This window comes from Microbacterium sp. Y356 (genome assembly GCF_059445355.1).
Map to the genome: position 1 here is coordinate 219,521 of NZ_JCAIUE010000003.1, position 24,311 is coordinate 243,831.

Here is a 24,311-nt window from a genome sequence, read left to right on the forward strand (position 1 = left end):
TGCATGGTGGCCGGGGCGGGGCGATCTCTGTCCCGGCCACCCTGCGCATCGGAGCATGAGAAGGATGAGGCGATGAAGGCTCTGTTTAAATCTGGTCCGAACGAGGGCTTGGCACTCGTGGATCGTCCCGATCCGGTCGCAGGCCCTGATGAGGTCCTCGTCCGCGTGCTGCGTACCGGGATCTGCGGGACCGACCTACATATCCGTCGCTGGGACGACTGGGCGGCGTCGGAGGTGCGCGCCCCTCTGATCCCCGGCCACGAGTTCTACGGCGAGGTTGTCGAGGTCGGCCCGCTTGCGCACGACATCACGATCGGTGACCGTGTCTCCGGTGAAGGGCATATCGTGTGCGGCATGTGCCGCAACTGTCGGGCGGGACGCCGTCAGATGTGCATCCGGACCATCGGGCTGGGCGTGCATCGCGACGGCGCTTTCGCCGAGTACCTCACCCTGCCCGCGGCGAACGTGTGGGTGCACCACTCCGACATCGAACCTGAAGTCGGTGCGATCTTCGATCCGCTCGGCAACGCCGTGCACACCGCGCTCGCGTTCCCCCTCGTCGGCGAAGACGTGCTGGTCAGCGGATGCGGTCCGATCGGTCTCATGGCGATCGCTGTGGCGCGGCACGCCGGTGCGCGTTTCATCACCGCGACGGATGTCAGCGCGCCGCGACTGGAGCTGGCGACGCGGATGGGCGCGGACCAGGTGGTCGACGTGTCAGCCTCCGACGTCCGAGACGCGCAGAAAGCGCTGGGAATGAAGGAGGGGTTCGATATCGGCTTCGAGATGAGCGGTGCCGCTGCCGCGCTACCGACCATGATCGACAACATGAACCACGGCGGACGCATCGCCATGCTGGGCCTTCCCAGTGCGCCGTTCGGAGTGGATTGGGGCAAGTTCGTCACGCACATGCTCACCATCAAGGGCATCTACGGACGTGAGATGTTCGAGACCTGGAATGCGATGGGAGCGATGCTGCAGACCGGCCCGCTGCTGAGGCAGGCCATCGGGCGCATCATCGCCGATGTGATCCCGGCGTCGGACTGGGAACAGGGATTCGACGCCGCGGCATCGGCCGGCACCGGCAAGATCATCCTCGACTGGACGCGGCTCTGAGGCCGCGAGAGAAGGAGAACACGCATGTACGGAGCATTCCGTGAGCACATCGGGACGGAGCTCACAGCCATCGAAGAGGCGGGGCTCACCAAACATGAGCGAGGCATCCTGGGGCCACAGAGCGCCGAGATCGTCGCAGACGGCGCCGAGGTGCTGAACTTCTGCGCGAACAACTACCTGGGCCTCGCTAATGATCCTCGGATCATCCAGGCGGCGAGGAACGCACTCGACGAATGGGGCTATGGGCTCGCAAGCGTGCGCTTCATCTGCGGCACGCAGGAGCAGCACCTGGAACTGGAAAGACGCTTGGCCGCGTTCCTCGGCACCGAGGAGGCGATCCTGTTTTCCTCGTGCTTCGACGCCAATGGCGGCGTCTTCGAGACGCTGTTCTCGGCGGAGGACGCCATCATCTCTGATGAGTTGAACCATGCGTCGATCATCGACGGCATCCGGCTGTCGAAGGCGCGACGGCTGCGCTACTGCAATCGCGACATGGCTGATCTTGAAGACCAACTGAAGGCGGCGGCGGATGCGCGGTTCCGTGTAATCGTCACGGATGGCGTGTTCTCGATGGACGGCTACATCGCGCCGCTGGCCGAGATCTGCGATCTGGCGGATCGATACGATGCGCTCGTGTTCGTCGATGACTCGCACGCCGTGGGCTTCATCGGCGAGCACGGACGCGGTACGCCGGAACTGTGCGGTGTTGAGGACAGGGTCGACATTTACACAGGGACGTTCGGCAAAGCGCTGGGCGGAGCCTCCGGCGGCTACGTCGCTGCCCATCGTGACATCGTTGCTCTGCTGCGCCAGCGCGCGCGGCCCTATCTGTTCTCGAACACGCTCGCGCCGTCGATCGTCGCTGGCACGCTCGCGGCCCTGGATCTCATCGACGGCTCTGCGGCTCTGCGGCGGCATTTGCGCGAGAACACCGAGCTGTTTCGCCGTCGAATGAGCGATGCGGGATTCGATTTGCTGCCGGGGGAGCATCCGATCGTGCCGGTGATGTTCGGCGACGCCGCCGTCACGGCCCGAATCGCGGGGGAGATGCAGAATCGAGGGATCTATGTGACCGCCTTCAGCTTCCCGGTCGTGCCGCGTGATCGCGCGCGGATCAGAGTGCAGCTCTCGGCTGCGCACACTTCGGAGCAGGTTGAGCATTGCGTGGCCGCCTTCGTCGCTGCGCGCGCCGCCGTGGAGTGACCGGCACTAGCATGCAAAGAAAAGCTTGCAAAGAAACCTTTGCAGAGATATCTTTGGATTATGAACGAGAACGAGAAGCTCCCCGCAGCATCGGAACGCCGCGTCCTCGACGCTGGCGCTCTCCGTGCACTGTCGCATCCGCTGCGGGTGCGAATCTTCGACATCCTCGCCCAGGAAGGCCCACAGACGGCAAGCACGCTCGCTGAGATTCTGGGGGAGTCCTCCGGAGCGACCAGCTATCACCTTCGATCCTTGGCGAGTCACGACCTCATCCGCGAGGTTGAAAGTGACCGCGGTGGGCGTGAGCGGTGGTGGGAACGACCCACGGGCGGCATCGTCTACGACTCGCGCGCCGTGCAGGGCTCACCCGCCGGAGAGGCGGCACTGCAGGTCGCCGTTGCCGAAGCACTTCGCCGGCGCCATGACGAGCTCATGGAGTTCTTTACAAGCCGCATCGACAAGGAGTCCGCCGAGTGGGGCGATGCGAGCAAGTCGGTGACGAGTGGCATCAGCATGACTGCAGAGCAGACCATCGATCTCACGCAGAGGATCGAAGCTCTTATCGATGAGGCATCGGAGAAGTATCGCAATCAGAAGGGCGAGGGAGTACGACGCGTCAGTGTGCGCGCCGACATCTTCCCGCTCAAGACCCTCACAACGAAGAAGGAGTCCTCATCATGAGTGCCGTGGTCATCACCCGTACGTACCCCGTGCCTCGCGGTGCGAACCGTATCGAACGCGCCTCGATTCGACTCGCCGCGGCGATGGCACGCTGGGCCACTGACCGCGCAGAGCGCCGGCAGGATCGTCATGAAGCGATGCTGGCCTCGATCAAGGACGAGCAGACGCGCAGGGCCGACCCACGCGCGACCGATCATGCACTCGCGCAGATGGGCATGCGGTTGCGCTGACTGCGTCAGTCCTCGAATGGGCGAGCGATCACTTCACCGGATGCGGTGAGGAAGACTTCCCAGCCAGCATCGAGCTCAGCGATCGGTCGACCTTCAAGCCAGGTGAGCGTCCAATGGCCTTCGAGCCCCCGAGCCTCGACGTCGGCAATGGCCGGCCGCAAGACGGCGGGAACGGATGCCGGAGCATCCGAACCTGCCGCCCAACGAGTACCCAGCTGCATCAGTGCTCCTCGGTCGGCGGGACATCGGCCGGAGCCAGCTCGATCTCAGTCACGGCAAGTGCTTCGCCCTCGACCAGTTCGAGGTCGGTGATTCGGCCGACGGCGCGCAGGTCGTCGGCCGCACCGCGCAATGCCTCGAGCGTGGCTGCAGGCGCCGCGATCACGGCACGCGAAACCGGCGTCTTCTGCGAAGCCTTCGCCTCGGTCTTGGCGCGACGGATGCCGATCAGCGCGGCGCTGGCTGCGGTGAGCACGGCGGTGTCGCCCTCGGAATCGAGCGGCTCTGGCCACGCGGCAGTGTGGATCGAACCTTCCTCGAACCAGCTCCACGACTCTTCTGTGGCGAAGGACACGACCGGGGCGAGCAGACGCAGCAGCGTAGACAGGGCGATCCGCAGAGCGAGCGCGGCGGAGGGCTGTCCGACGTCGGTCTGGTCGTAGGCGCGTTCTTTCACGAGTTCGAGGTAGTCATCGCAGAACGTCCAGAAGAACGACTCGGTGATCTCCAGTGCACGGGCATGATCGAAGGAGTCGTACGCCTTCGTGGTCTCACGCACTACCTCGTCGAGGGTGGCGAGCATCGATGCGTCGAGTGCGTGCGTCACCTGCGCGCCCTCTGGCACGGGGAACGAGAGCACGAACTTCGCAGCGTTCAGCACCTTGATCGCGAGACGCCGGCCGATCTTCATCTGAGTCGGGTTCTGCGGGTCGAACGCGGCATCCACACCGAGTCGGCTGGATGCTGCCCAGTAGCGGACGGCATCCGAACCGTGCTTCTCGAGGATGTCGGCCGGGGTGACGACGTTGCCCTTGGACTTCGACATCTTCTTGCGATCGGGGTCAACGATGAAGCCGGAGATCGAGGCATGCTTCCACGGCGAGCGGCCATCCTCGAGCGTTGAGCGCAGCATGGTCGAGAACAACCAGGTGCGAATGATGTCCTGTGCCTGCGGGCGCACGTCGAACGGTGCGACGAGGTTCCACAACTCTTCGTCGCGCTGCCAGCCGCCGGCCAGCTGCGGGGTGAGCGAGGATGTCGCCCAGGTGTCGAGAATGTCCGTCTCGGCTTCGAAGCCACCGGCCACGCCACGTTGCTCGGCCGTATAGCCGGCAGGCACATCGCTGGTCGGGTCGACGGGCAGGGATGCGGCATCCGCCATGATCACGCGGTCGAAATCGCGCTCACCGTTCTCATCCAGGCCGTACCAGACCGGGAGCGGCACGCCGAAGAAGCGCTGACGCGAGACGAGCCAGTCGCCGGTGAGACCGCCGACCCAGTTCTCGTAGCGCACGCGCATGAAGTCGGGGTGCCACTGCAGCTCGCGACCGTGCTCGATCAGCTGATCGCGCAGCTCTTGATCGCGTGCACCGTTTCGGATGTACCACTGACGGGTCGAGACGATCTCAAGGGGGCGGTCGCCCTTCTCGAAGAACTTCACCGCGTGGTTGAAAGGCTTGGAAACCTCCAGCAGTTCGCCGGACGCTTCCAGGAGTTCGACGATCTGCTTACGAGCGCTGAACACCGTCTTGCCGGCGAGCTCCGCGTATGCTGCCTGCCCGGCATCCGATTCGATTGCCTCGGGGGCGTCCGCGACCACGCGGCCGTCAAGGCCGAGGATTGCGCGGATCGGCAGGTCGAGTTCGCGCCACCAGATCATGTCGGTGACATCACCGAACGTGCACACCATCGCGATGCCGGATCCCTTGTCCTTCTGCGCGAGGTGATGCGCGAGCACCGGAACCTCGACGTCGAACAGCGGAGTGCGCACCGTGGAACCGAAGTACGGCTGGTAGCGCTCGTCGTCGGGGTGCGCCACGAGCGCGACACATGCCGCGAGCAACTCTGGGCGCGTGGTCTCGATGTTGATGTCGCCCGAGCCGTCGCTCTTGTGGAACGCGAGCCGGTGGAATGCGGCCTGCTGGTCACGATCCTCGAGCTCTGCCTGCGCGATGGCCGAACGGAAGTCGACATCCCACAGCGTCGGCGCGAGAGCCTGGTAGGCCTCGCCGCGCTCGTGATTGCGGATGAAGCCGAGCTGGCTCTGGCGGATCGTCTCGTCGGAGATCGTGCGGTAGGTCTGTGTCCAGTCGACGCTCAGCCCCATCTGGCGGAAGACCTCTTCAAACTGCTTTTCGTCTTCGATGGTGAGCTCTTCGCACAGGGCGATGAAGTTGCGGCGGCTCACCGGCAGCTGGTCAGCGGCCTTGAGACTCTTCGCGTCGCCGTGGAAGGGAGGGACGAAATCAGCGTCGTAGGGGAGCGTCGGGTCGCAGCGCACACCGTAGTAGTTCTGCACGCGACGCTCAGTCGGCAGGCCGTTGTCGTCCCAGCCGATCGGGTAGAAGACGCTCTTGCCGCGCATGCGCTCGTAGCGAGCCTTGATGTCGGTGTGCGTGTAGGAGAACACGTGGCCGATGTGGAGAGAGCCGGATGCCGTCGGCGGAGGCGTGTCGATTGAGTAGACGCCTTCACGACCGAGCTCGGCGGCGCGCACGCGGTCGAACAAGTACGTGCCCTGCGCAGTCCAGGCGCCATCCCACTTTGTTTCGAGACCTTCGAGTGCGGGCTTGTCGGGAATCTGGTTCTGTGCGGGTGCCGACATGGAGGTCTCCTTGAACGATGTATGCGGCACTGTGTGAGCGTGCCTGAGTGTGGGGTGTGTTGACCATTCTAGCCAAGAGCATCTCGGCGGAAGGCGACCGTAGTTCGACCCTGTCCAACAAAGCCCGGCTAGACTGGACCGACCCCTTTTCATCTTTCCTGAGGACTCGCATGCCCACTCAACTCGTGCGCCGTATTCTGTCAATCACTGCGCTCACCGCCGCCGGAGCTCTGGCGCTCAGCGCCTGCGCCGGCCCTGCGGGTGAGAACACCGCAGAAGGTGGCGGCGAGGTCGTCTGGGCGATCGAAGGGGCAAATCTCTCCGCCGGTCACATGGACCCGCAGACCAGCCAGCTCGATGTGTCGAGCATGGTGCAGCGCGTCGTGCTCGACTCGCTGGTGTTCCAGGAGGCCGACGGCTCGTTCTCGCCGTGGTTGGCCACGGACTGGACGTCGGACGACAGCACCACGTACACCTTCAATCTGCGCGACGATGTCACCTTCACCGACGGCGAGCCCTTTAACGCAGAAGCGGTGAAGGCGAACTTCGACCGCATCGCCGACCCGGAGACGGCATCCGCTCAGGCGGCGAGCATGCTCGGCGGTGAGTTCTACGCCGGCACCGAGGTCATCGACGAGTACACGGTCGAGGTCAGTTTTTCGCAGCCGTATGCGCCGTTCCTTCAGGCTGCGAGCACACCGCTGCTTGGCTTCTACTCACCTGCGGTGCTGGAGAGCTCCGCTGACCAGCTCAAGGCCGGCGGCCCCGGCATCAACGTCGGCACCGGTCCCTTTGAACTCACCGAGTACACGCCCGACCAGGAGCTCGTCTATACCAGGAACCCTGATTACGCGTGGGGACCGGATGGCGCGGAGGCTGCGCAGTTCGAGACGCTGCGAGTGCAGATCCTGCCTGAGGCTTCAGTGCGCACCGGTGTCGTGGAAAGTGGCGAGGCAGACCTCGCCAGCAACCTGCCGCCGAACCTCGCCGTCGAGCTACCCGACACACTGACGATCGATGCGAATGAGTATCCAGGCCTCCCCTTCTCGCTGTACCTGAATGAGGCCTACGGCGTCTTCGCCGACGAGAAGGTCCGCCAGGCATTCGCCCGGGGCATTGACATCGATGCCGCAGTGGAAGAGATCTTCTTCGGCCAGTTCCCGCGCGCCTGGAGCATCCTCGGTGGGGCGACCCCCGGATACGACGCCGCGCTCGAGGGCAGTTGGCCATTCGATCAGGATGAGGCGAACCGCCTGCTGGACGAAGCCGGGTGGACTGAGCGTGACAGTGACGGCATGCGTATGAAGGACGGTCAACGCCTCTCGGTGCGCTGGATCTCCTATACGCCCGTCTCAGACGACAACTCGGCGCTCGGCAACACGATCCAGTCAGATCTCGCCGACATCGGCTTCGAGGTCGTGCGTGAAGTTCTCGAGCCTGGTGCGTACAACGAGCAGTATGGACCGAAGACGTTCGATCTCACGGACTGGGGCTTCTCAGGTGTCGACGGCGACCTGCTGCGCAGTCACCTGCACACCGACGGTTTCCAGAACGCCTCGCAGGTGAGCGACCCTGAGATCGATGCTCTGCTCGAGGAAGGCATGGCCACGAGCGATGTTGACGAGCGCGCCACGATCTACCAGAAGCTGCAGCAGTGGAACGCGGAATACACTGCGATCGTGCCTCTTTACAGCCCTTCGCTCATCACCGCCGTGAACGACACCGTCTCGGGCCTTGAGTACGACTTGTATGGCCGTCCGCTGTTCTACGAGGTCACGGTCGGCTGAGAGCCGAGTGAACTGAGCGGCAGCATGAACTGATTAGCAGAGTGAAACGCCTCCTCATCCGGATCGCGGAGCTCGCGGCATCCGTCGTCATCGTTCTCTGGGGTGCGGCGACGCTCGCGTTCCTCGCCTTTCGCGTGATACCGGGTGACCCTGTCTCGGTCATGCTCGGGCCGCAGGCCCAGGTGAGTGAGGGCGTGAAGGATGGCATCCGGGCGGAGTTGGGCCTCGACCGGCCACCGCTGGAGCAGTACCTGTCGTACCTCGGCCAGCTTCTGCAGGGAAATCTCGGCGAGTCATATCAGCTGCGGATGCCGGTGACCGAGGTGATCGGTCGCCAGCTCGGATCGACCTTGCAGCTGACGGCGGTCGCGCTCGTGATCGCCGTGGTGCTCGCCCTCACCGTGGCACTGTTCGTGCGGGGGAGGGTGTCGCGCGGCATCGTTGCCAGCATCGAACTGATCGTGTTGTCGTCCCCAGTGTTCTGGATCGGCATCCTGCTGCTCAGCGTGTTCGCATTCGGTCTGGGCTGGTTCCCGGTGTCTGGGACACGCAACCCTGCGACCATCGTGCTACCGGCGATCACCCTCGCACTGCCGGTCGCTGCCCTCCTCGGCCAGGTGCTGCGAGACGGCATCGAAGCGGCCGAGCGCCAGCCATTCGCGACGACCGTACGCGCTCGCGGCGCGGGTCAAGTGCGACTGACCGCGCACCACACGCTGCGGCATGGTGCGGCCGGCGCACTCACTCTCACCGCGTACCTGATCGGATCATTGCTGGGCGGTGCGGTGCTAGTCGAGACGGTGTTCGCGCGCCCTGGTCTCGGGCGCGTGACGCTCGCGGCGATCACCGATCGAGACCTGCCGGTCATCACCGGAATCATCCTGTTCAGCGCTCTGGTGTTCGTGATCGTGAATCTCGTTGTCGAGTTGCTTCATCCGCTGCTCGATCCGCGGCAGCGCCGCGCGAGGGAGGCATCTGTATGAGCACCTCTCGACGAGTACTGCTGTGGGCTGCTCTGGCTGTGCTCGCCGTCGTGGCGGCGATGGCGCTGGTGCCGCAACTGATCGCCACCCATGATCCATTGCGCACCGATGTGCGCGCCGCGCTGGAGGCACCGGGCGCAGCGCACCTGTTCGGCACCGATCAGAGTGGGCGCGATGTCTTTTCAAGGGTCGTCTACGGCGCGGGGCGTTCGGTGGGGATCGGACTGCTCGCGACGAGCCTGGCACTGGTGATCGGGCTCATCGTCGGTTCGCTCTCCGGCATCGCGCCGCGAGCGGTGGATGCCACGGCGATGCGCATCACCGATGTGCTGCTCGCCTTTCCTGAGTTCCTCGTCGCGCTGGTGGTCGTGGCGATCCTCGGGCCGGGGCCCGTCAACGTCGCGATCGCCGTGACGATCGCGGCCGTGCCGGTGTACGTGCGGCTGGCGAGAGTGCAGACGCGCTCGCTGGCGCTCGCTGAACATGTAGAGGCCGCCCGCATTCTCGGGGTGCGCCCGATGCAGGCGTTCACGCGGCATGTGATTCCCGGCGTGCTCGGTTCGCTCAGCGTGTTGGGGACGATCGGGATCGGCTCCAGCATCCTCGCGGCCGCCGGCCTCAGCTTCCTCGGCCTCGGACCGATTGAGCCGTCCCCGGAGTGGGGTCTCATGCTCTCGGGTGGACGAAACGTTCTCGGGACGGCGTGGTGGATTGCTGTGTTTCCCGGCATTGCGATCACCCTGACCGTCGTGTCGGCGACCATCGTCGGCCGCACGCTGCGTGCACGGGCAGAGGGGAGGACCTCATGAGTGCGTTGCGCGTCGAAGGTCTTTCGGTCACGATCGGTGGGGCGTTCCTTGTCGAGAACGTGTCGTTCGAGATCGCACCGGGTGAATGCCTGGCAATCGTGGGGGAGTCGGGTGCTGGCAAGTCGCTGACGGGCTCGGCCCTGCTCGGTTTGACTCCGGATTCGGCGCGAGTCACGGCAGACGTGCTGATGGTCGATGGTGTCGATGCGCGGGGCTTCTCGGATGCAGCCTGGCGGGGGCTGCGGGGCAACCGCATCGGTCTGGTCTCGCAGGATGCCCTGGTGTCGCTGGATCCGCTGCGCCGTATCGGGGCCGAGGTTGCCGAACCGCTTGTGATCCACACGCGGTTGTCACGCGGCGAGCGCCGAGTGCGCGTGGTGGACCTGCTGAAATCGGTGTCGATGCCGGATGTCGCTCGTCGCGCCGCGCAATATCCGCATGAGCTTTCGGGCGGGTTGCGTCAGCGCGCGCTGATCGCCTCGGCGCTCGCCGGTGAACCGGCCGTGCTGGTGGCGGATGAGCCGACCACCGCTCTGGATGCCACCGTGCAGGCGCGGGTGTTGACACTGCTGCGTTCGATCGCGGATGCCGGGACCGCCATCGTCTTCATCAGCCACGACTTCGCGGCTGTGCGCCGGGTGGCGGATCGCGTGCTCGTGATGCGATCCGGGCGTGTGATCGAACAGGGCACCGTGGCAGATGTGCTGGATGCTCCGCAGCAGGATTACACGCGGGAGCTCATCGCCGCGAGCATCCACGAGCCTCGTGTAGACCGGTTCGGGCTTGGCGAGTCAGTGCTGGCTGCTGTCGAAGTCTCCAAGGCCTTCTCCGGCGTACCAGTGGTCGACTCGGTTTCGTTCACTCTCCTGAAAGGGCAGACGCTCGGTGTGGTGGGAGAGTCGGGATCGGGAAAGACGACCCTCGCACGCATGATCGTTGGTGTTGAGGAGCCCGACGCCGGGAGTCTCCGTTGGCACGGGCAGCACCGCGTGCAGCTCGTGCATCAGAACCCCCTAGGCGCGTTCGACCCGCGGTGGACAATCGGGCGGTCACTGCGGGAAGCGCTTGAGGCGGGTGGGGTTCCGCGCTCGGCGCGTGCAGCGCGTGTCGCAGATCTGCTGGCTGAGGTGGACCTCTCGCCGGAACTGGCAACGCGTCGTCCCGCCCAACTGTCGGGAGGACAGCGTCAGCGGGCGGCGATCGCACGAGCGCTCGCCGCAGATCCGGATGTGCTGGTGCTCGACGAACCGGTGTCGGCGCTTGATCCCTCTGTGCGCGAGAAAGTGCTCCAGCTGCTGCGGCGCCTGCAGCGCGAGCGCGAGTTGACCATGATCTTCGTGTCGCATGGCCTTGATGTGGTCGCGGCGGTTGCTGACGACGTCCTCGTGATGCAGGACGGTGTGGTTGTGGAGCAGGGGCCCGTGGCCGAGGTGTTCGCGGCGCCGCAGCATCCGTTCACCCGAGAATTGCTCGCGGCATCCTCGCCGCTACAGCCCCCGGGCGTGTGACTCCGAGGCACATCCCTTTCAGCATTTTCACAGGTTTGCTACGGTGGGTAAAGAGCAGTGACAGGGTTGTCGCTGCCGGAGAGGAACCAGCTTTCATGACTCCCGTCCTGCTGATGTTCATCGGTTTGGCACTGTTCGTGCTCGGCTATTTCATCTACTCGAAGTATCTGTCGAAGCGTGTGTTCAAGCTCGACGCCTCATTCAAGACGCCAGCGCACGAACTCAACGATGGCATCGACTACGTGCCGACCAATAAGTTCATCCTGTGGGGGCACCACTTCACCTCGGTCGCTGGTGCTGCGCCCATTGTCGGTCCGGCGATCGCCGTGATCTGGGGTTGGCTCCCCGCATTTCTCTGGGTCACGCTTGGCACCGTGCTCTTCGCCGGAATGCACGATCTTGGTGCGCTTTGGGCTTCGACGCGCAACAAAGGCCGCTCTATCGGTGCACTGTCTGCCCGTTACATCGGCAAGCGCGGTGCAAACCTGTTCCTGGTCGTCATCTTCCTCCTTCTACTGATGGTCATCGCGGCCTTCGCGGTCGTCATCAAGAACCTGCTGATCAGCACTCCGTCCGCGGTGATCCCCACATGGGGAGCGATCGGGGTAGCGCTGCTGGTGGGCGTGGCGGTCTATCGGCTGCGCTGGCCGCTGGTGCCGATCACCATCGTCGGGGTTGTCGCGCTGTACGCATTGATCGTGGTTGGCGACCAGATTCCGGTCGTGCTGCCGGAGAGCACCTTAGGTATGAGCCCGGCGACATTCTGGATCGTCGCGCTGTTCGTCTATGGGGCGATCGCATCGCTGCTGCCGGTGTGGGTGCTGCTTCAGCCGCGCGACTACATCAACGGCGTGCAGCTTTTCGTCGGCCTCGGTCTTTTGTACGGCGCCGTACTTATTGCCACGCTGTTCGCTGCAGACAAGCCTGAGATCGTCGCGCCGATGATCAATATGGACGTTCCCGCAGGAACGCCGAGCCTCGTGCCATTGCTGTTCGTCACGATCGCCTGCGGCGCCATCTCCGGTTTCCACGGCATGGTGTCGTCTGGCACGAGTTCGAAGCAGCTCGACAAAGAAACGGATGCGCGTTTCGTTGGCTACTTCGGCGCGGTTGGTGAGGGGCTTCTCGCGCTGGGTACGATCCTCGCGGTCATCGGCGGCTTCCGCACCGTGGCCGAGTGGGAAGCGGTATACAGCTCGTTCGGGGCCGGCGGTGTCAGCGCATTCGTAGAGGGCGGCGGGAGGCTACTGGAGACCGGCATCGGTTTGCCGGCTTCCTTGAGCGCCACGGTTCTGGCGACGATGGCGGTGCTGTTCGCCGCGACGACGATGGACACCGGCATGCGATTGCTGCGCTTCGTCGTGCAGGAGATCGGTGATTCCATGAGAATTCGGATCACAAAGGTTCCGGCGACGATCGTCGTCGTCGTGGTGGGTCTTGGTCTGACGTTCTCTCAGGGACTCGGTGGAGACGGGGGGCTGCGGATCTGGCCACTGTTCGGCACCACAAACCAATTGATGGCGTCGCTGACACTGTCGATCATTGCGGTGATGCTCATCAGGAAGCGACGCAATCCGCTGCCGGCCCTTATCCCGCTGGTGTTCGTGTTCGTCATGTCGTTCTGGGCGGCGATCGATCAGCTCGCATCCTTCGCGAACCCGACCCAGCCCGACTGGCTGCTGTTCGTGCTCGATGTGATCATCATCATCGCGAGTGTGTGGGTGGCGGTCGAAGCAATCATCGCGATGCGCAAGGCGGCGATTGAACCGCCCGAATTGGAGGGTGAGGATGCCAGTCTGCAGGCGGTGCGCGAAGAAGTCTGATTCGTGACGCAAGGTACGGCGGCCCAGCGTCTGTCTCGACGCTGGGCCGCGTTCCGCGAGGGACTGACCGAGTACTACGCGGGTCCATACCGGCAGACGCTGGCTCGTGAGCGCCGTGACGAGGACGATCTGTTCACCCTGGTCGTACTCGGCGAGGCGCTCGGGGTGCCAGATCCTGCCGCCTATTACAGTGCAGAGTTGATGCCGATGCTGACCGAAGATTTTCATGCTTGGCACCGGAGGATGGGGATGCCTCGCTCACCCCTGGACCAGGTCTCATGCTGTTAGCTGACGCTCGCCGCCGCATCCTGTTCATCGGTGGCAAGGGCGGTGTGGGCAAGACTTCTCTCGCGTCGGCGATCTCGCTGGCGAGGGCGCGAGAAGGCGCGCGAGTGCTGGTGGTCTCGACCGATCCAGCGCACAACCTCGGCCATCTCTGGGTACGTGAGGTCGGGGACGCGCCGGTTCGCCTGGCTGAACCCGGAGCGCTGGGCGGAGTGCTCGACGGGGTGGAGATTGATCCTGAGGCGACGATCGAGCGACACCTGGCCGCCGTAGAGCAGACGATGATCAGGCTGTTACCGGAGCGACAACACACTCAGGCACGCGAGCATCTCGAACGTGCTCGTCACGCTCCGGGCAGCCACGAAGCCGCGGTACTGGAGCGAGTCGCCGAGGCCACCGAGTTGGGGGAGCGCGAGTACGACTTGGTCGTGTTCGATACGGCACCCTCCGGGCACACTCTGCGACTGCTCGCGCTGCCGGGGCAGCTTGCGGGCTGGACCGAGACGCTCCTGCGAAACCGGGATCGATCTGAACGGTTCTCTGCGGCGATGCGCGGGCTGACCGGGAAGGCTGATCCCTCACCCAATGCCGAGGCTGAGCTGCGACGAACGCTGCAACGTCGCCGCGAGCGTTTCGAGAACCTGCAGCAGGCCATCATTGACCCAGAGCGCACCGGCTTCGTCGTGGTGTTCACCGCCGAGGCTCTGCCCGTGGCTGAGACTCTCGAGGTTGTCGACGTTCTGACCGGGATGCACGTACACGTCTCCGCGCTCGTGGCCAATCGTCGCTCTCCCGCCGATGCCGGTGACCTACTGCTCCAGCGTCGCGCCTTGGAGGATCGCCATCTGGAGACCATCCGGGCAAAGGTGCCGGGGGTGCCACTGGTGGAGGTGCCGCTGGTGGCGGGTGAACTCACGGGTGCCGCCGCACTGGAGAGCCTCGCCTCTCTCCTCGCCGCACCACCGGCTCCCTGACCGGCGTCAGCGCCGATTTGCGTCGGTTCCAACGTCGGCGGCGCGCTTCAATCCTTGATCTGGATGCCCAGCCCCGCAGCGATCACCGGGGCGAGTTGCTCGATTTGATGAGTCGTCAAAGTCGTACCGCGCAGGCTGTTGGCGTCGACGAAAGCTTCGGCGTCGAGCCCGCGTAGGTCGACGTCTTTCGCGCGCAGACCGCGCGGGTCGACCTCCTGCGTACGGCATCCGTCGAACGCCATCCGCGTGATCTCTGCCTGGGGTAGATCGAAGGTGCGGATGGTGGAGTCCGCAATAAGAATGTCGGCCCCCTTCGCGCCGCCAAGCGTCAAGTAGTCGATGCGCACGTCCCGGATCTCGAGTTCATCTATGCGTGTGCCGCTGAGATCGAGGGTGCCGATGCGGCCTCCCTGGATGCGCAGGCGGCGGATACCAGCGTTACGGAGCGTCATGGATGCGACGCGTAGGTCCTTCGCGTCGACATCGAGGATTGTGGCTCCGGTGAGGTCGATGCTGTCCGCATCCGCGGTGACGGTGCACTGCTCGAGCGTCGCGTGGGCGAGGTTGACATCGCCGGCGAGATCGAGGGCCGACTGCAGGAGGTCCGCACCGCGGGAGGGCTGGGCGGGTTTGAGGTGCGGCGGCAGGTCCGGCGGGGAGATGCGAGGGGGTGCGGGAGAATCGGTAGCTCGGGCCATGCCTAAAGGATATCCGCCCGCTGATGCTATATTGCTAGCATGCAAGCAAATGAGTCCGCGGAGAAGAAGGCGCAGTTCAACGTGTACCTCCCGCCGGATCTGATCCGGGAGGCCAAGCACCGCGCCATCGATGAGGGCGTCAGTCTGTCTGCGCTCGTCGAAGCCGCGCTGCGCGGATACCTGGAGGAGCAGTCATGACAGTCGTTCAACAGATCCTCTACACCGAGCAGCCTGCTACCTGGTGGAAGCTGGCCGAGTCCCTGGGCTTCGTCGCGCCATTCCCACCGGAGCCGGCATGGGCAGAGTTCCACGCCGACGGCGTGCTTGCCATTCACGGTGTGGAAGACGCTGCTGCCCATCGCCCCGGTACGACCGACATCCACCTCATCGTCGTGGATCTGGATGCCGCGGCATCCGCTCTGTCTGGGTTCGTGACCGAGCGCATGACCATGGATGGTGTGGGAGAGATGGTCATCGTGCGTGCGGCATCCGGTATCTCGATCTCGGTATCCGAGGGCGCGGTCCAGCGCGGAGTCGGCGATATCGCCGTGCAGCCGACCTGGTTTCAGGAGGACCTCGCCGAGCCGCGGGCAATCCTCGAAGCGCTCGGGTTCCGGGCCGGCATCGTCGCGGATCGTGGCGGCTGGATCGAGATGCTCTGTGACGGCGGCATGGTGGGCTTGCACGCGGGCGAGCCCAGGATTGGCCTGTCGTTCGAGGCGCGCGGCGACCTCGACGCGCTGGCTGGGCGATTGCAGGATGCCGGATTCGCCGCATCCATCGTCGACGAGGCCTTCGCGCGAACGATTCGGATCCCGAATCCAGACGGCGACGATGAGGTCTGGATCAACAGCGTGCAGGAAGACCTGCACGGGTACCACCGCTGATGGCGTTCGAACGCGATCTCGGCGGAGGGATCACCCTGGCTCTGCGGACACCGGAAATGGCTCGTAAGGTTCGCGATGTCGCAGCCGTGAACATCGAGCGTCTTCGGTTGTGGGAGCCATGGGCTCATTCCTTCGATCCTGAAGGCTCGGACGATGCCTGGAATCGTGACCAGCTTCGGCGTTTCATCGACGGCACTGCGATTCCCACGGTCGTGCTGCGCGATGGCCGACCGATCGGGTCGGTATCGGCGCGGATGGACCGGTACTCCGCCACGGGCGAGCTCGGCTACTGGATCGACGCAGATGCGGAGGGGCAGGGGATCGTGCAGCGCGCGTGTCAGGCGCTCGTCGACGACATGTTCTCCGGCGGCATCGCCCGCGTGGAGATCCGCACTGCGACGCACAATCGTCGCAGCATCCGCTTGGCTGAGCGCCTCGGCTTTGAGCATGAGGGAACGCTGCGCAGCGCGTTGCCAGTCGGGGACGTTCGGCACGACGTCGCGGTGTACGGGCTGCTGCCGCGGCGATCGCGCGGCTGACACCGGGGGCTCGTGCGTCGTGACACCGTGCGCCCCGCTCGGAGATGTGCAGCTTCCTCGGACGAATTCGCGCAGACCGTCCGAAGAAGGCGCACATCTCCGAGGCTGGCGCACGCTCTCGCATGCGCTCACTCTCTCTGCACATCGCAGAGCACGGTGTAGTTGTGTACAGAACGCGTGATTTCGGGGTCTACGTCAGCCTCAATCGTCCGAGAATGACCGGATGCTGCTGCGCACGGTCCCCGATCTTGTCCAGCTCGTCACCGAGCAGGCGGGTGTAGCGCGCGTCGAGTATCTGAGACTGCAGGGGGCCGGGCGTCGTGCGATCGACGGCGCGCTGCGCGACGGCAGACTCGTCCGCGTGAAGCGAGGATGGGTAGCCACGCCAGACGCCGATCCCGTGTTGGTTGCTGCTGCCCGTGCCGGCGTGGTCGTCACCTGTCTGTCGCAAGCTGCACGGCTGGAACTGTGGGTGCACGAAGAACCAGAAGTATTTCACGTCGGCGCTGATCCCCACGGGGCCGGTGGAAAGACGGAACGAGCGCACATCCACTGGTCGAAGCCGCTCGTGCCGCGGCATCCGGATGTTCTGGAAGACCCGATCGAGAACGTTCTCGCCCTCGTGGCGGAGTGCGAGCCCTACGAACGGGCCCTGGCGACCTGGGATTCTGCGCTCAATAAGGGGCTTGTCACGTTGGCAGCGCTCGCGGGGTATCTCTGGAGGCCTCAGGCTCGCAGGTTGCTCGCTGATGCCACGCCGTTCGCGGATGCGGGGCTGGAGACATATCTGCGTCCACGATTGCGCTGGCTACGACTGCCAATCCTCATACAGACATGGATTGCCGGACACCGGGTGGATGCTCTGATCGGGGAGCGGCTTGTCATCCAGATCGATGGTGCAACTCACGTCGGTGCGCAGCGCAGCGAGGACATCCGCCATGACGCTGAGCTGCGACTGATGGGCTATCACGTCATCCGCATCAGCTATCAGCAGATGATGTTCGACTGGGCTGGCGTGCAAGATCTGATCATGCGTGCGGTCGCTCAGGGGCTGCACCTCGCGAAGTGACCCCCAGCGGCTGGAGGAACGCGTGCCGCTTGCTCGGAGATGTGCAGCATCCTCGGACGAAATCACGCAGAACGCCCGAAGAACGCGTACATCTCCGAGTGGGCCGCACGCACGCAGGCGAGTGAGCCGCACGCATGCAGGCGAGTGAGCCGCACGCATGCAGGCGAGTGGGCCGCACGTACGCGGCACGAGAGCGCGGAGCCGCGTACAATGGATGCACACGCTTTGATCCGGCCATCACCGGGGAGCACTCGGAAGAACGCAGGCAACTGCAATTAGAACCGAGCGGGGCAGGCCCGTTATCGCCGCAGTGAGAGTGGTTGCATCGCCCCCGGCGAAGCAGCACGTGAGGTGGTACCGCGGTCCTGGTTGGATCGTCCTCGCAGAAGCCCACGACGAACACTGCGAGCAGATATGACCTACCCCCGCAACTCCGCCTTCGGCCCCGCCGCCGATGCCACCGTCGTCCCCAGCCCTCGCTTCCCGGAGATCGAGCGCGATGTCCTCGACTTCTGGAAGAGCGACGACACCTTCCGCGCCTCCATCGCCCAGCGCGAAGGCGCCGACGAGTGGGTGTTCTACGACGGGCCTCCATTCGCCAACGGTCTGCCCCACTACGGTCACCTGCTGACCGGGTACGCGAAGGACCTCTTCCCGCGCTTCCAGACCATGCGCGGCAAGAAGGTCGATCGCGTCTTCGGCTGGGACACGCACGGTCTCCCTGCTGAGCTCGAAGCCATGAAGCAGCTCGGCATCACCGAGAAGAGCGAGATCGAGGCCATGGGCATCGACACGTTCAACGCCAAGGCACGTGAGTCGGTGCTGGCGTACACCGACCAGTGGCAGGACTACGTCACCCGCCAGGCGCGCTGGGTCGACTTCGAGCGCGGCTACAAGACGCTCGACACGAACTACATGGAGAGCGTGCTCTGGGCGTTCAAGACCCTCTACGACAAGGGCCTGGCCTACGAGGGCTACCGTGTGCTGCCATACTGCTGGCGCGACGAGACGCCGCTCAGCGCGCATGAGCTGCGCATGGACGATGACGTATACAAGATGCGTCAGGACCCGTCCGTCACCGTCACGTTCCCGCTCACCGGAGCCAAGGCCGAGTCGCTCGGCCTCACGGGCGTGCGCGCTCTCGCCTGGACGACGACTCCGTGGACCCTTCCGACAAACCTTGCGCTCGCCGTCGGTCCCGACATCGAGTACGTGGTCCTCCCGGCAGGCCCTGCTGGCGCTGCCGACGTGCACAACGCGGACGAGCCGGTCGAGGCAGCCGCACACCGCTACCTGCTCGCCCGCGACCTCCTCGGCGGGTATGCCAAGGATCTCGGCTACGAGTCGGCAGCGGATGCTCTCGCAGCAGTCGACGCGTCCCATCAGGGCTCAGCGCTGCAGGATGTCACCTATGACCGCCTCTTCGACTACTACGCGGATGCCGAGACCTATGGCACCGAGAATGCTTGGCGCATCCTCGCCGACGACTACGTCACTACGACCGACGGCACCGGCATCGTCCACCAGGCTCCTGCCTACGGCGAGGATGACCAGCGTGTGGCGGGCGCGGCTGGCATCCCGACGATCATCTCACTCGATGACGGCGGACGGTTCCTCCCGAACGTCACGGACGTGGCGGGCGAGCTGTGGATGGACGCCAACCGTCCGCTCATCCGCGTGCTCAAGGACAGTGGCCGGTTGGTCCGCGAAGCGAGCTACGACCACTCGTACCCGCACTGCTGGCGCTGCCGGAACCCCCTGATCTACAAGGCTGTCTCGAGCTGGTTCATCCGCGTGACCGACATCAAAGACAAGATGCTCGCGAACAACGAGCAGATCACTTGGGTGCCAGAGAACGTCAAGCATGGCCAGTTCGGTAAGTGGCTCGAAGGCGCACGCGACTGGTCGATCAGCCGTAACCGCTACTGGGGCTCGCCGATCCCGATCTGGAAGAGCGATGACCCGGAGTACCCGCGCGTCGACGCCTACGGATCGCTGGCTGACATGGAGCGCGACTTCGGCACGCTGCCGCGCAACCCCGAGGGGGAAGTCGATCTGCATCGCCCGTACATCGATGATCTGACGCGCCCGAACCCGGATGACCCGACCGGTCAGTCGACCATGCGTCGTATCGAGGACGTGTTCGACGTCTGGTTCGACTCCGGATCGATGCCGTACGCGCAGGTGCACTATCCGTTTGAGAACCAGGAATGGTTCGACGCGCACTCGCCGGCCGATTTCATCGTCGAGTACATCGGTCAGACCCGTGGCTGGTTCTATCTCATGCATGTGCTGTCGACCGCGCTGTTCGATCGCCCGGCGTTCACCGGCGTCAGCTGCCATGGCATAGTGCTCGGCAATGACGGCTACAAGATGTCGAAGTCGCTGCAGAACTACCCGGCGGTCAGTGAAGTCTTCGACCGCGATGGCTCCGACGCGATGCGCTGGTTCCTCATGTCGAGCTCGGTGCTGCGTGGCGGCAACCTCTCTGTGACCGAGGAGGGCATCCGTTCCGGTGTCCGCGAATTCCTGCTTCCGCTGTGGAGTTCGTGGTACTTCTTCGCGACGTACGCGAATGCCTCCGGTGAGGGCGGATATGAGGCCCAGTGGCGCACCGACTCCACTGACGTGCTCGACCGGTACATCCTGGCCCGACTCGGCGACCTCGTCCGCGAGGTGTCAGAAGATCTCGAAGGCCTCGATTCGACGACCGCATCAGCACGTCTTCGAGAGTTCGCTGAGGTGCTGACGAACTGGTACATCCGTCGCTCACGCGATCGCTTCTGGGGTGGCGTCACAGACGATTCCAAGAGCCGCGAGGCCTTCGACACGCTTTACACGGTGCTCGAGACGCTGACTCGCGTCGCTGCGCCCCTCGTGCCGCTGATCAGCGAGCGTGTCTGGCAGGGGCTTACCGGCGGGCGGAGCGTACATCTGACCGATTGGCCGGATGCTGCCGCGTTCCCCGCCGCTGACGACATCCGCGATGCGATGGATGCCGTGCGCGAGCTCTCCAGCGTCGGCAATGCCCTGCGCAAGAAGGAAAAGCTGCGCGTGCGCCTGCCGCTCGCGCGATTCAGCGTCGTCTCACCACTCGCCGCCTCGCTCGGCCAGTTCGAGGAGATCCTGCGCGAAGAGCTCAACGTCAAGTCCGTCGAGCTCGTGCCGCTGACCGAGACCGCCGCGGCCGAGTACGGCATCAGCCACCGACTGAGCGTGAACGCCCGCGCCGCGGGCCCGCGCCTCGGCAAGAACGTGCAGACCGTGATCAAGGCTGCACGCAGCGGCGACTGGTCTGAGGTCAATGGAGTTGTCACAGCGGGCGGTATCGCACTGGAGCCCGCGGAGTACGACCTGGCTCTTGAGACCACCGGTCGTCCTGAGGGCGAAGCACTGGCGATCGTACCAACGGGCGGCTTCGTGCTGCTCGACACGCGGACGACGCCGGAGTTGGAGTCTGAGGGCATGGCTCGCGACGCCATCCGCGTCGTTCAGGAAGCGCGCAAGAACGCTGGTCTCGACGTCAGCGACCGCATTGTTCTCGCGCTCAATGTGGGGCCTGCCGAGGCGGAGGCGCTGCAGGCGCACGCCGAGCTGATCGCGGGGGAGACGCTCGCTGTCGGCTTCGCCGTTCAGGCGACCGATGAGATCGATGAGCTGGTGAAAAACGTCACGAGCCCGGGTGACGGCGTCTTCCGTAGCGGCGCCACGGCGCTCGGATCGGACAAGGCATCCATCATCGTGACGATCGATACGAACATCGAGGGAGCGAAGAATGTCTGACCGCAAACGCGCCGATGCTGTCTACGACGCGCTGCTGGCTCGTGCCGGCGAGCGTTGGGTGCAGCCCCGCAAGGAGCGCACCGCGCGCATTCTCGAACTGCTAGATGACCCGCAGCGCACCTATCGCGTCGTGCACATCACCGGCACCAACGGTAAGACGTCCACGGCACGGATGATCGAGAGTCTGCTGCGTGCGCACGGCCTGCGCACAGGGCTGTTCACGAGTCCGCACCTGGACCGCTTCACTGAGCGCATCATGATCGACGGCGAGCCGATCGACGATGGCGCGATTGCCGACGCGTGGGACGAGATCGGACCCTTCGTCGGGATGGTGGATGCTGAGCTCGAGCAGGCAGGCGATGCTCCGCTGACCTTCTTCGAACTGCTCACCGTGCTCGCCTTCGTTGCGGTAGCGGATGCTCCGGTCGATGTTCTCGTGCTGGAAGTTGGCATGGGCGGCGAGTGGGACTCCACGAACACGGCCGATGGTGATGTTGCGGTGTTCGCACCCATCGACATCGACCACGCCGACCGACTCGGCGAAACGATTGCTGAGATCGCTCAGGTGAAAGCCGGAATTATCAAGGAAGGCGCCGCCGTCGTCTCCGCGCAGCAGTCCGACGAGGTGGCCCTGGTGCTGCGTCGCGTCGCCGCAGAGAAGAATGCCACGATCGCCTTCGAGGGCGAGGAGTTCGGTCTCGCCGAGCAGAAGCTCGCCGTCGGGGGACAGCTGCTGACTGTCCGCGGTCTTGCCGGAACATATGTCGAGGAGTACCTGCCCCTGTATGGCGCGCACCAGGGCCACAACGCTGCGCTCGCGGTGGCAGCGGTCGAGTCGCTGATCGGCGCGGCTTCACAGCGCATAGCGGACGACATCATGACCGATGGTCTGCAGGGTGCTACCTCGCCTGGCCGCCTGCAGCTCCTCGGCATCGCGCCGACCGTGATCGTTGATGCGGCCCACAACCCGCACGGGGCGAAGGCTCTCGCGCAGTCGCTGGATGACAGCTTCGACTTCGATGAGTGGGGTCTCGTGCTCGGCGTTCTCGCCGATAAGGATGCCGCGGGCATCGTTGCGCAGCTTGCGCCGGCCACGGCCCATGTATTCGCGACCGCGCCGACATCAGATCGCGCGAACGATGCGGATGTCATCGCTGATCTGGTTGAGCAGACCGGACACCGTGCGAGCGTGCACGCCTCCCTCGCGGAGGCCGCGGATGCCGCGCGAGAGTGGGCTGCGTCATCAGACCGTCGTGCTGTCGTGATCGCAGGATCCGTCGTACTCGCCGGCGAAGCGATCGTGCTGGCAGAAGAGGACGACTGGAAGTCAGGGTGGCGCGCATGAGCGATTCGGCATCCGCCCCTCGCCGGGCCCGTGCCCCTCGCACGCTGGTGCAGAAGCTCGTTCCGATCATCCTCGGGTTCGAGACGATCATCGTGCTGCTGGCAGGACTGACGATCTTCGGACTGAAAGCGCTGCCCTCGGGTATCCCGCAGTGGTGGGCGATCGTCGGAGCCTTGGTCGTCGCCCTCGGGATGATCGCGGTCGCCGGCATGATCACCAGGCCGTGGGCGATCAGCGCGGCCTGGGCGCTGCAGGTGGTTGTGGCGCTCTCCGCCTTCTTCGTCCCGGCCATCCTGTTCGTCGTTGTGATTTTCGGCGGCATGCTGGCATATGCGACGATCGTGGGGGCCCGGTTGGATGCACCACGTCCCGCCGATGCGAATCCGAACATTTCCGAAACCGATACTCATACAGAGAGTGACTGACATGGCCATCGAAGAAACCCTTGTCCTCGTCAAGCCGGACGGCGTTGCGCGCGGCCTGACCGGATCGATCCTCGCCCGTATCGAGGCGAAGGGCTACGCGCTCGTCGACATCCGCCTCGTCGAGCCTGACCGTGACCGCCTTGCGGAGCACTACGCAGAGCACGAGGGCAAGCCGTTCTATGAGCCGCTTCTCGAGTTCATGATGTCCGGACTGTCCGTGGCGATCCGCCTCGCCGGTAACCGCGTCATCGAGGGCTTCCGCTCTCTCGCCGGCACCACCGACCCCACCAGTGCCGCTCCTGGCACGATTCGTGGCGACCTCGGCCGTGACTGGGGCCTCGCCGTGCAGCAGAACCTCGTGCACGGTTCGGACAGCCCCGAGTCCGCCGCCCGCGAGCTCGGCATCTGGTTCAGCTGAATCCGCATACGTCGAAGCCCGTCCACATCATGGTGTGGGCGGGCTTCGTCGTTCGGGTGGAATTCAGAAGAGGATGCGCGCCATCTCACCGAGGAAGTCAATGCCCTTCAGCTGCGCCATCACGACGATGATCGCGTAAGCGAGGATCGTGGCCAGCGGCACCCACGCCATGAGCCGGCCGGCGCGCTGCTGAACCTTCTCAGAGCGGCTGAACGTGCCGTTGCGGAACAGGTGCAACATGGTGGCGAAGAAGGTCGGGATCGTCACAGCCCAGGTGACCATGCACCACGGGCACAGCACGACGAGGTCGTAGATGCTCTGGGCGATCAGCCAGCATACGAATGCGAACGCAAAGGTGATGCCCGCGCCGAACGTTGCCCAGAACCACCGCGGGAAACGTGCACCGGTGAGCACGGCGACGCCGACCACGATCGGTGCCATCCAGCCGGTGAGGCCGAGGATCGGGTTAGGGAAGCCGAACACCGATCCCTGCCAGGAATCAAGGTTCACGTCGCAGCGGACGAACGAACTGAAGTCGCAACTCAAGGTCGCCTCGGGGTTTGCGAGCAGTGTGAACTTCTCGACAGTGAGCTGGAATGCTGCCCACCATCCGACCACTCCGGCGATGATCAGCCAGACGGCATAGAAAACGGGGCGGGTGCGCTGCTCGCTCATTTCCGAATTATCTCAGCGATCGCTATGGATGCGGCGTGAACGGCCCCGTGAAGACGTGTCGCAGGCCTCGGATGCCGCGAACTGGCCAACATGGTGCGATAATGACCTTTGATACATAGCGCGGCACCGCCGCACGAAGTATCGACGCAGACTTTGGGGTCCAATGCCCCTCGCGACCAGAGCTACGAGCCGGTCGCATACCGAGTGAGTTCGCGGCACCCGCGGGTGCCGCATGAGATTTCGCGGAGC

At 64.7% G+C, this 24,311-nt stretch carries 23 protein-coding genes; 19 read left to right on the top strand and 4 right to left on the bottom strand.

All coding sequences use genetic code 11. From position 1 onward, the window contains the following. Nucleotides 1-72: 72 nt before the first annotated feature. From tdh to AC1C2Q_RS16700, 4 genes are read left to right on the top strand one after another with little or no spacing between them, the layout of a single operon-like run. Nucleotides 73-1,116 (top strand): L-threonine 3-dehydrogenase, encoded by a 1,044-nt coding sequence (gene tdh / locus AC1C2Q_RS16685; protein WP_495428556.1) that lies wholly within the window; start codon nucleotides 73-75, stop codon nucleotides 1,114-1,116. 24 nt (nucleotides 1,117-1,140) lie between these two features. Then, the gene (locus AC1C2Q_RS16690; protein ID WP_495451040.1) at nucleotides 1,141-2,319 is read left to right on the top strand and encodes a glycine C-acetyltransferase; all 1,179 of its coding nucleotides are present in this window, start codon (nucleotides 1,141-1,143) and stop codon (nucleotides 2,317-2,319) included. A 60-nt stretch (nucleotides 2,320-2,379) separates the two neighbouring features. Continuing rightward, on the top strand, nucleotides 2,380-3,000 hold the full coding sequence (locus AC1C2Q_RS16695) for a helix-turn-helix domain-containing protein (RefSeq protein ID WP_495451041.1): 621 nt from the start codon (nucleotides 2,380-2,382) through the stop codon (nucleotides 2,998-3,000). Beyond that, a complete protein-coding gene (locus AC1C2Q_RS16700) occupies nucleotides 2,997-3,230 on the top strand; it encodes a hypothetical protein (protein WP_495428559.1) in 234 nt (77 codons plus the stop codon). The genes AC1C2Q_RS16695 and AC1C2Q_RS16700 overlap by 4 nt, the downstream gene beginning before the upstream one ends. A gap of 5 nt (nucleotides 3,231-3,235) precedes the next feature. On the opposite strand, the gene AC1C2Q_RS16705 is transcribed toward AC1C2Q_RS16700, so the two are convergent. Continuing rightward, the gene (locus AC1C2Q_RS16705) at nucleotides 3,236-3,451 is read right to left on the bottom strand and encodes a hypothetical protein (RefSeq protein WP_495451043.1); all 216 of its coding nucleotides are present in this window, start codon (nucleotides 3,449-3,451) and stop codon (nucleotides 3,236-3,238) included. Then, complete coding sequence (gene valS, locus AC1C2Q_RS16710; protein WP_495451044.1) at nucleotides 3,451-6,054, bottom strand: valine--tRNA ligase; 2,604 nt, start codon at nucleotides 6,052-6,054, stop codon at nucleotides 3,451-3,453. Before valS ends, AC1C2Q_RS16705 begins: the two co-directional genes overlap by 1 nt. Before the next feature lie 170 nt (nucleotides 6,055-6,224). Between valS and AC1C2Q_RS16715 the strand changes: the two genes are divergently transcribed. The 7 genes from AC1C2Q_RS16715 (at nucleotide 6,225) to AC1C2Q_RS16745 (ending at nucleotide 14,223) form a co-directional block, all read left to right on the top strand. Beyond that, the gene (locus AC1C2Q_RS16715) at nucleotides 6,225-7,841 is read left to right on the top strand and encodes an ABC transporter substrate-binding protein (protein ID WP_495451045.1); all 1,617 of its coding nucleotides are present in this window, start codon (nucleotides 6,225-6,227) and stop codon (nucleotides 7,839-7,841) included. 41 nt (nucleotides 7,842-7,882) lie between these two features. Next, nucleotides 7,883-8,824: an ABC transporter permease gene (locus AC1C2Q_RS16720; protein WP_495451046.1), complete on the top strand. Its 942-nt coding sequence runs from the start codon at nucleotides 7,883-7,885 to the stop codon at nucleotides 8,822-8,824. Then, nucleotides 8,821-9,633, top strand: coding sequence for an ABC transporter permease (locus tag AC1C2Q_RS16725; protein WP_495451047.1), 813 nt, complete (start codon nucleotides 8,821-8,823; stop codon nucleotides 9,631-9,633). Before AC1C2Q_RS16720 ends, AC1C2Q_RS16725 begins: the two co-directional genes overlap by 4 nt. After that, nucleotides 9,630-11,141 (top strand): dipeptide ABC transporter ATP-binding protein, encoded by a 1,512-nt coding sequence (locus AC1C2Q_RS16730; RefSeq protein WP_495451048.1) that lies wholly within the window; start codon nucleotides 9,630-9,632, stop codon nucleotides 11,139-11,141. Before AC1C2Q_RS16725 ends, AC1C2Q_RS16730 begins: the two co-directional genes overlap by 4 nt. A gap of 95 nt (nucleotides 11,142-11,236) precedes the next feature. Further along, nucleotides 11,237-12,964 (top strand): carbon starvation CstA family protein, encoded by a 1,728-nt coding sequence (locus AC1C2Q_RS16735; RefSeq protein WP_495451049.1) that lies wholly within the window; start codon nucleotides 11,237-11,239, stop codon nucleotides 12,962-12,964. 3 nt (nucleotides 12,965-12,967) lie between these two features. Continuing rightward, nucleotides 12,968-13,252, top strand: a complete 285-nt coding sequence (locus AC1C2Q_RS16740; RefSeq protein ID WP_495451050.1) for a cory-CC-star protein — start codon at nucleotides 12,968-12,970, stop codon at nucleotides 13,250-13,252. After that, a complete protein-coding gene (locus AC1C2Q_RS16745) occupies nucleotides 13,243-14,223 on the top strand; it encodes an ArsA family ATPase (RefSeq protein ID WP_495451051.1) in 981 nt (326 codons plus the stop codon). Before AC1C2Q_RS16740 ends, AC1C2Q_RS16745 begins: the two co-directional genes overlap by 10 nt. A gap of 47 nt (nucleotides 14,224-14,270) precedes the next feature. Here AC1C2Q_RS16745 and AC1C2Q_RS16750 read toward each other — a convergent pair whose 3' ends face one another. Further along, nucleotides 14,271-14,921 carry a pentapeptide repeat-containing protein gene (locus AC1C2Q_RS16750; protein ID WP_495451052.1) on the bottom strand — a complete coding sequence of 217 codons (651 nt, stop codon included), beginning with the start codon at nucleotides 14,919-14,921 and terminating at the stop codon, nucleotides 14,271-14,273. A gap of 39 nt (nucleotides 14,922-14,960) precedes the next feature. Here AC1C2Q_RS16750 and AC1C2Q_RS16755 point away from each other — a divergent pair, with 39 nt between their 5' ends. The 8 genes from AC1C2Q_RS16755 (at nucleotide 14,961) to ndk (ending at nucleotide 23,387) form a co-directional block, all read left to right on the top strand. Further along, nucleotides 14,961-15,119: a YlcI/YnfO family protein gene (locus AC1C2Q_RS16755; RefSeq protein WP_495428567.1), complete on the top strand. Its 159-nt coding sequence runs from the start codon at nucleotides 14,961-14,963 to the stop codon at nucleotides 15,117-15,119. Next, the gene (locus AC1C2Q_RS16760) at nucleotides 15,116-15,808 is read left to right on the top strand and encodes a VOC family protein (protein WP_495451053.1); all 693 of its coding nucleotides are present in this window, start codon (nucleotides 15,116-15,118) and stop codon (nucleotides 15,806-15,808) included. Before AC1C2Q_RS16755 ends, AC1C2Q_RS16760 begins: the two co-directional genes overlap by 4 nt. Nucleotides 15,809-15,864: 56 nt before the next feature. After that, nucleotides 15,865-16,347 carry a GNAT family N-acetyltransferase gene (locus tag AC1C2Q_RS16765; protein ID WP_495451055.1) on the top strand — a complete coding sequence of 161 codons (483 nt, stop codon included), beginning with the start codon at nucleotides 15,865-15,867 and terminating at the stop codon, nucleotides 16,345-16,347. A gap of 223 nt (nucleotides 16,348-16,570) precedes the next feature. Further along, on the top strand, nucleotides 16,571-17,416 hold the full coding sequence (locus AC1C2Q_RS16770) for an endonuclease domain-containing protein (RefSeq protein WP_495451056.1): 846 nt from the start codon (nucleotides 16,571-16,573) through the stop codon (nucleotides 17,414-17,416). Nucleotides 17,417-17,830: 414 nt separating this feature from the next. Next, entirely contained in the window at nucleotides 17,831-21,199 is a 3,369-nt protein-coding gene (gene ileS / locus AC1C2Q_RS16775; protein WP_495451057.1) for an isoleucine--tRNA ligase, read from the top strand. Beyond that, nucleotides 21,192-22,544: a bifunctional folylpolyglutamate synthase/dihydrofolate synthase gene (locus tag AC1C2Q_RS16780; protein WP_495451058.1), complete on the top strand. Its 1,353-nt coding sequence runs from the start codon at nucleotides 21,192-21,194 to the stop codon at nucleotides 22,542-22,544. The genes ileS and AC1C2Q_RS16780 overlap by 8 nt, the downstream gene beginning before the upstream one ends. Beyond that, on the top strand, nucleotides 22,541-22,969 hold the full coding sequence (locus tag AC1C2Q_RS16785) for a DUF4233 domain-containing protein (RefSeq protein WP_495451059.1): 429 nt from the start codon (nucleotides 22,541-22,543) through the stop codon (nucleotides 22,967-22,969). Before AC1C2Q_RS16780 ends, AC1C2Q_RS16785 begins: the two co-directional genes overlap by 4 nt. 1 nt (nucleotide 22,970) lies before the next feature. Beyond that, nucleotides 22,971-23,387: a nucleoside-diphosphate kinase gene (gene ndk / locus AC1C2Q_RS16790; RefSeq protein ID WP_495451060.1), complete on the top strand. Its 417-nt coding sequence runs from the start codon at nucleotides 22,971-22,973 to the stop codon at nucleotides 23,385-23,387. A 63-nt stretch (nucleotides 23,388-23,450) separates the two neighbouring features. On the opposite strand, the gene AC1C2Q_RS16795 is transcribed toward ndk, so the two are convergent. Further along, a complete protein-coding gene (locus tag AC1C2Q_RS16795; RefSeq protein WP_495451061.1) occupies nucleotides 23,451-24,062 on the bottom strand; it encodes a vitamin K epoxide reductase family protein in 612 nt (203 codons plus the stop codon). Between the last annotated feature and the right edge of the window lie 249 nt (nucleotides 24,063-24,311).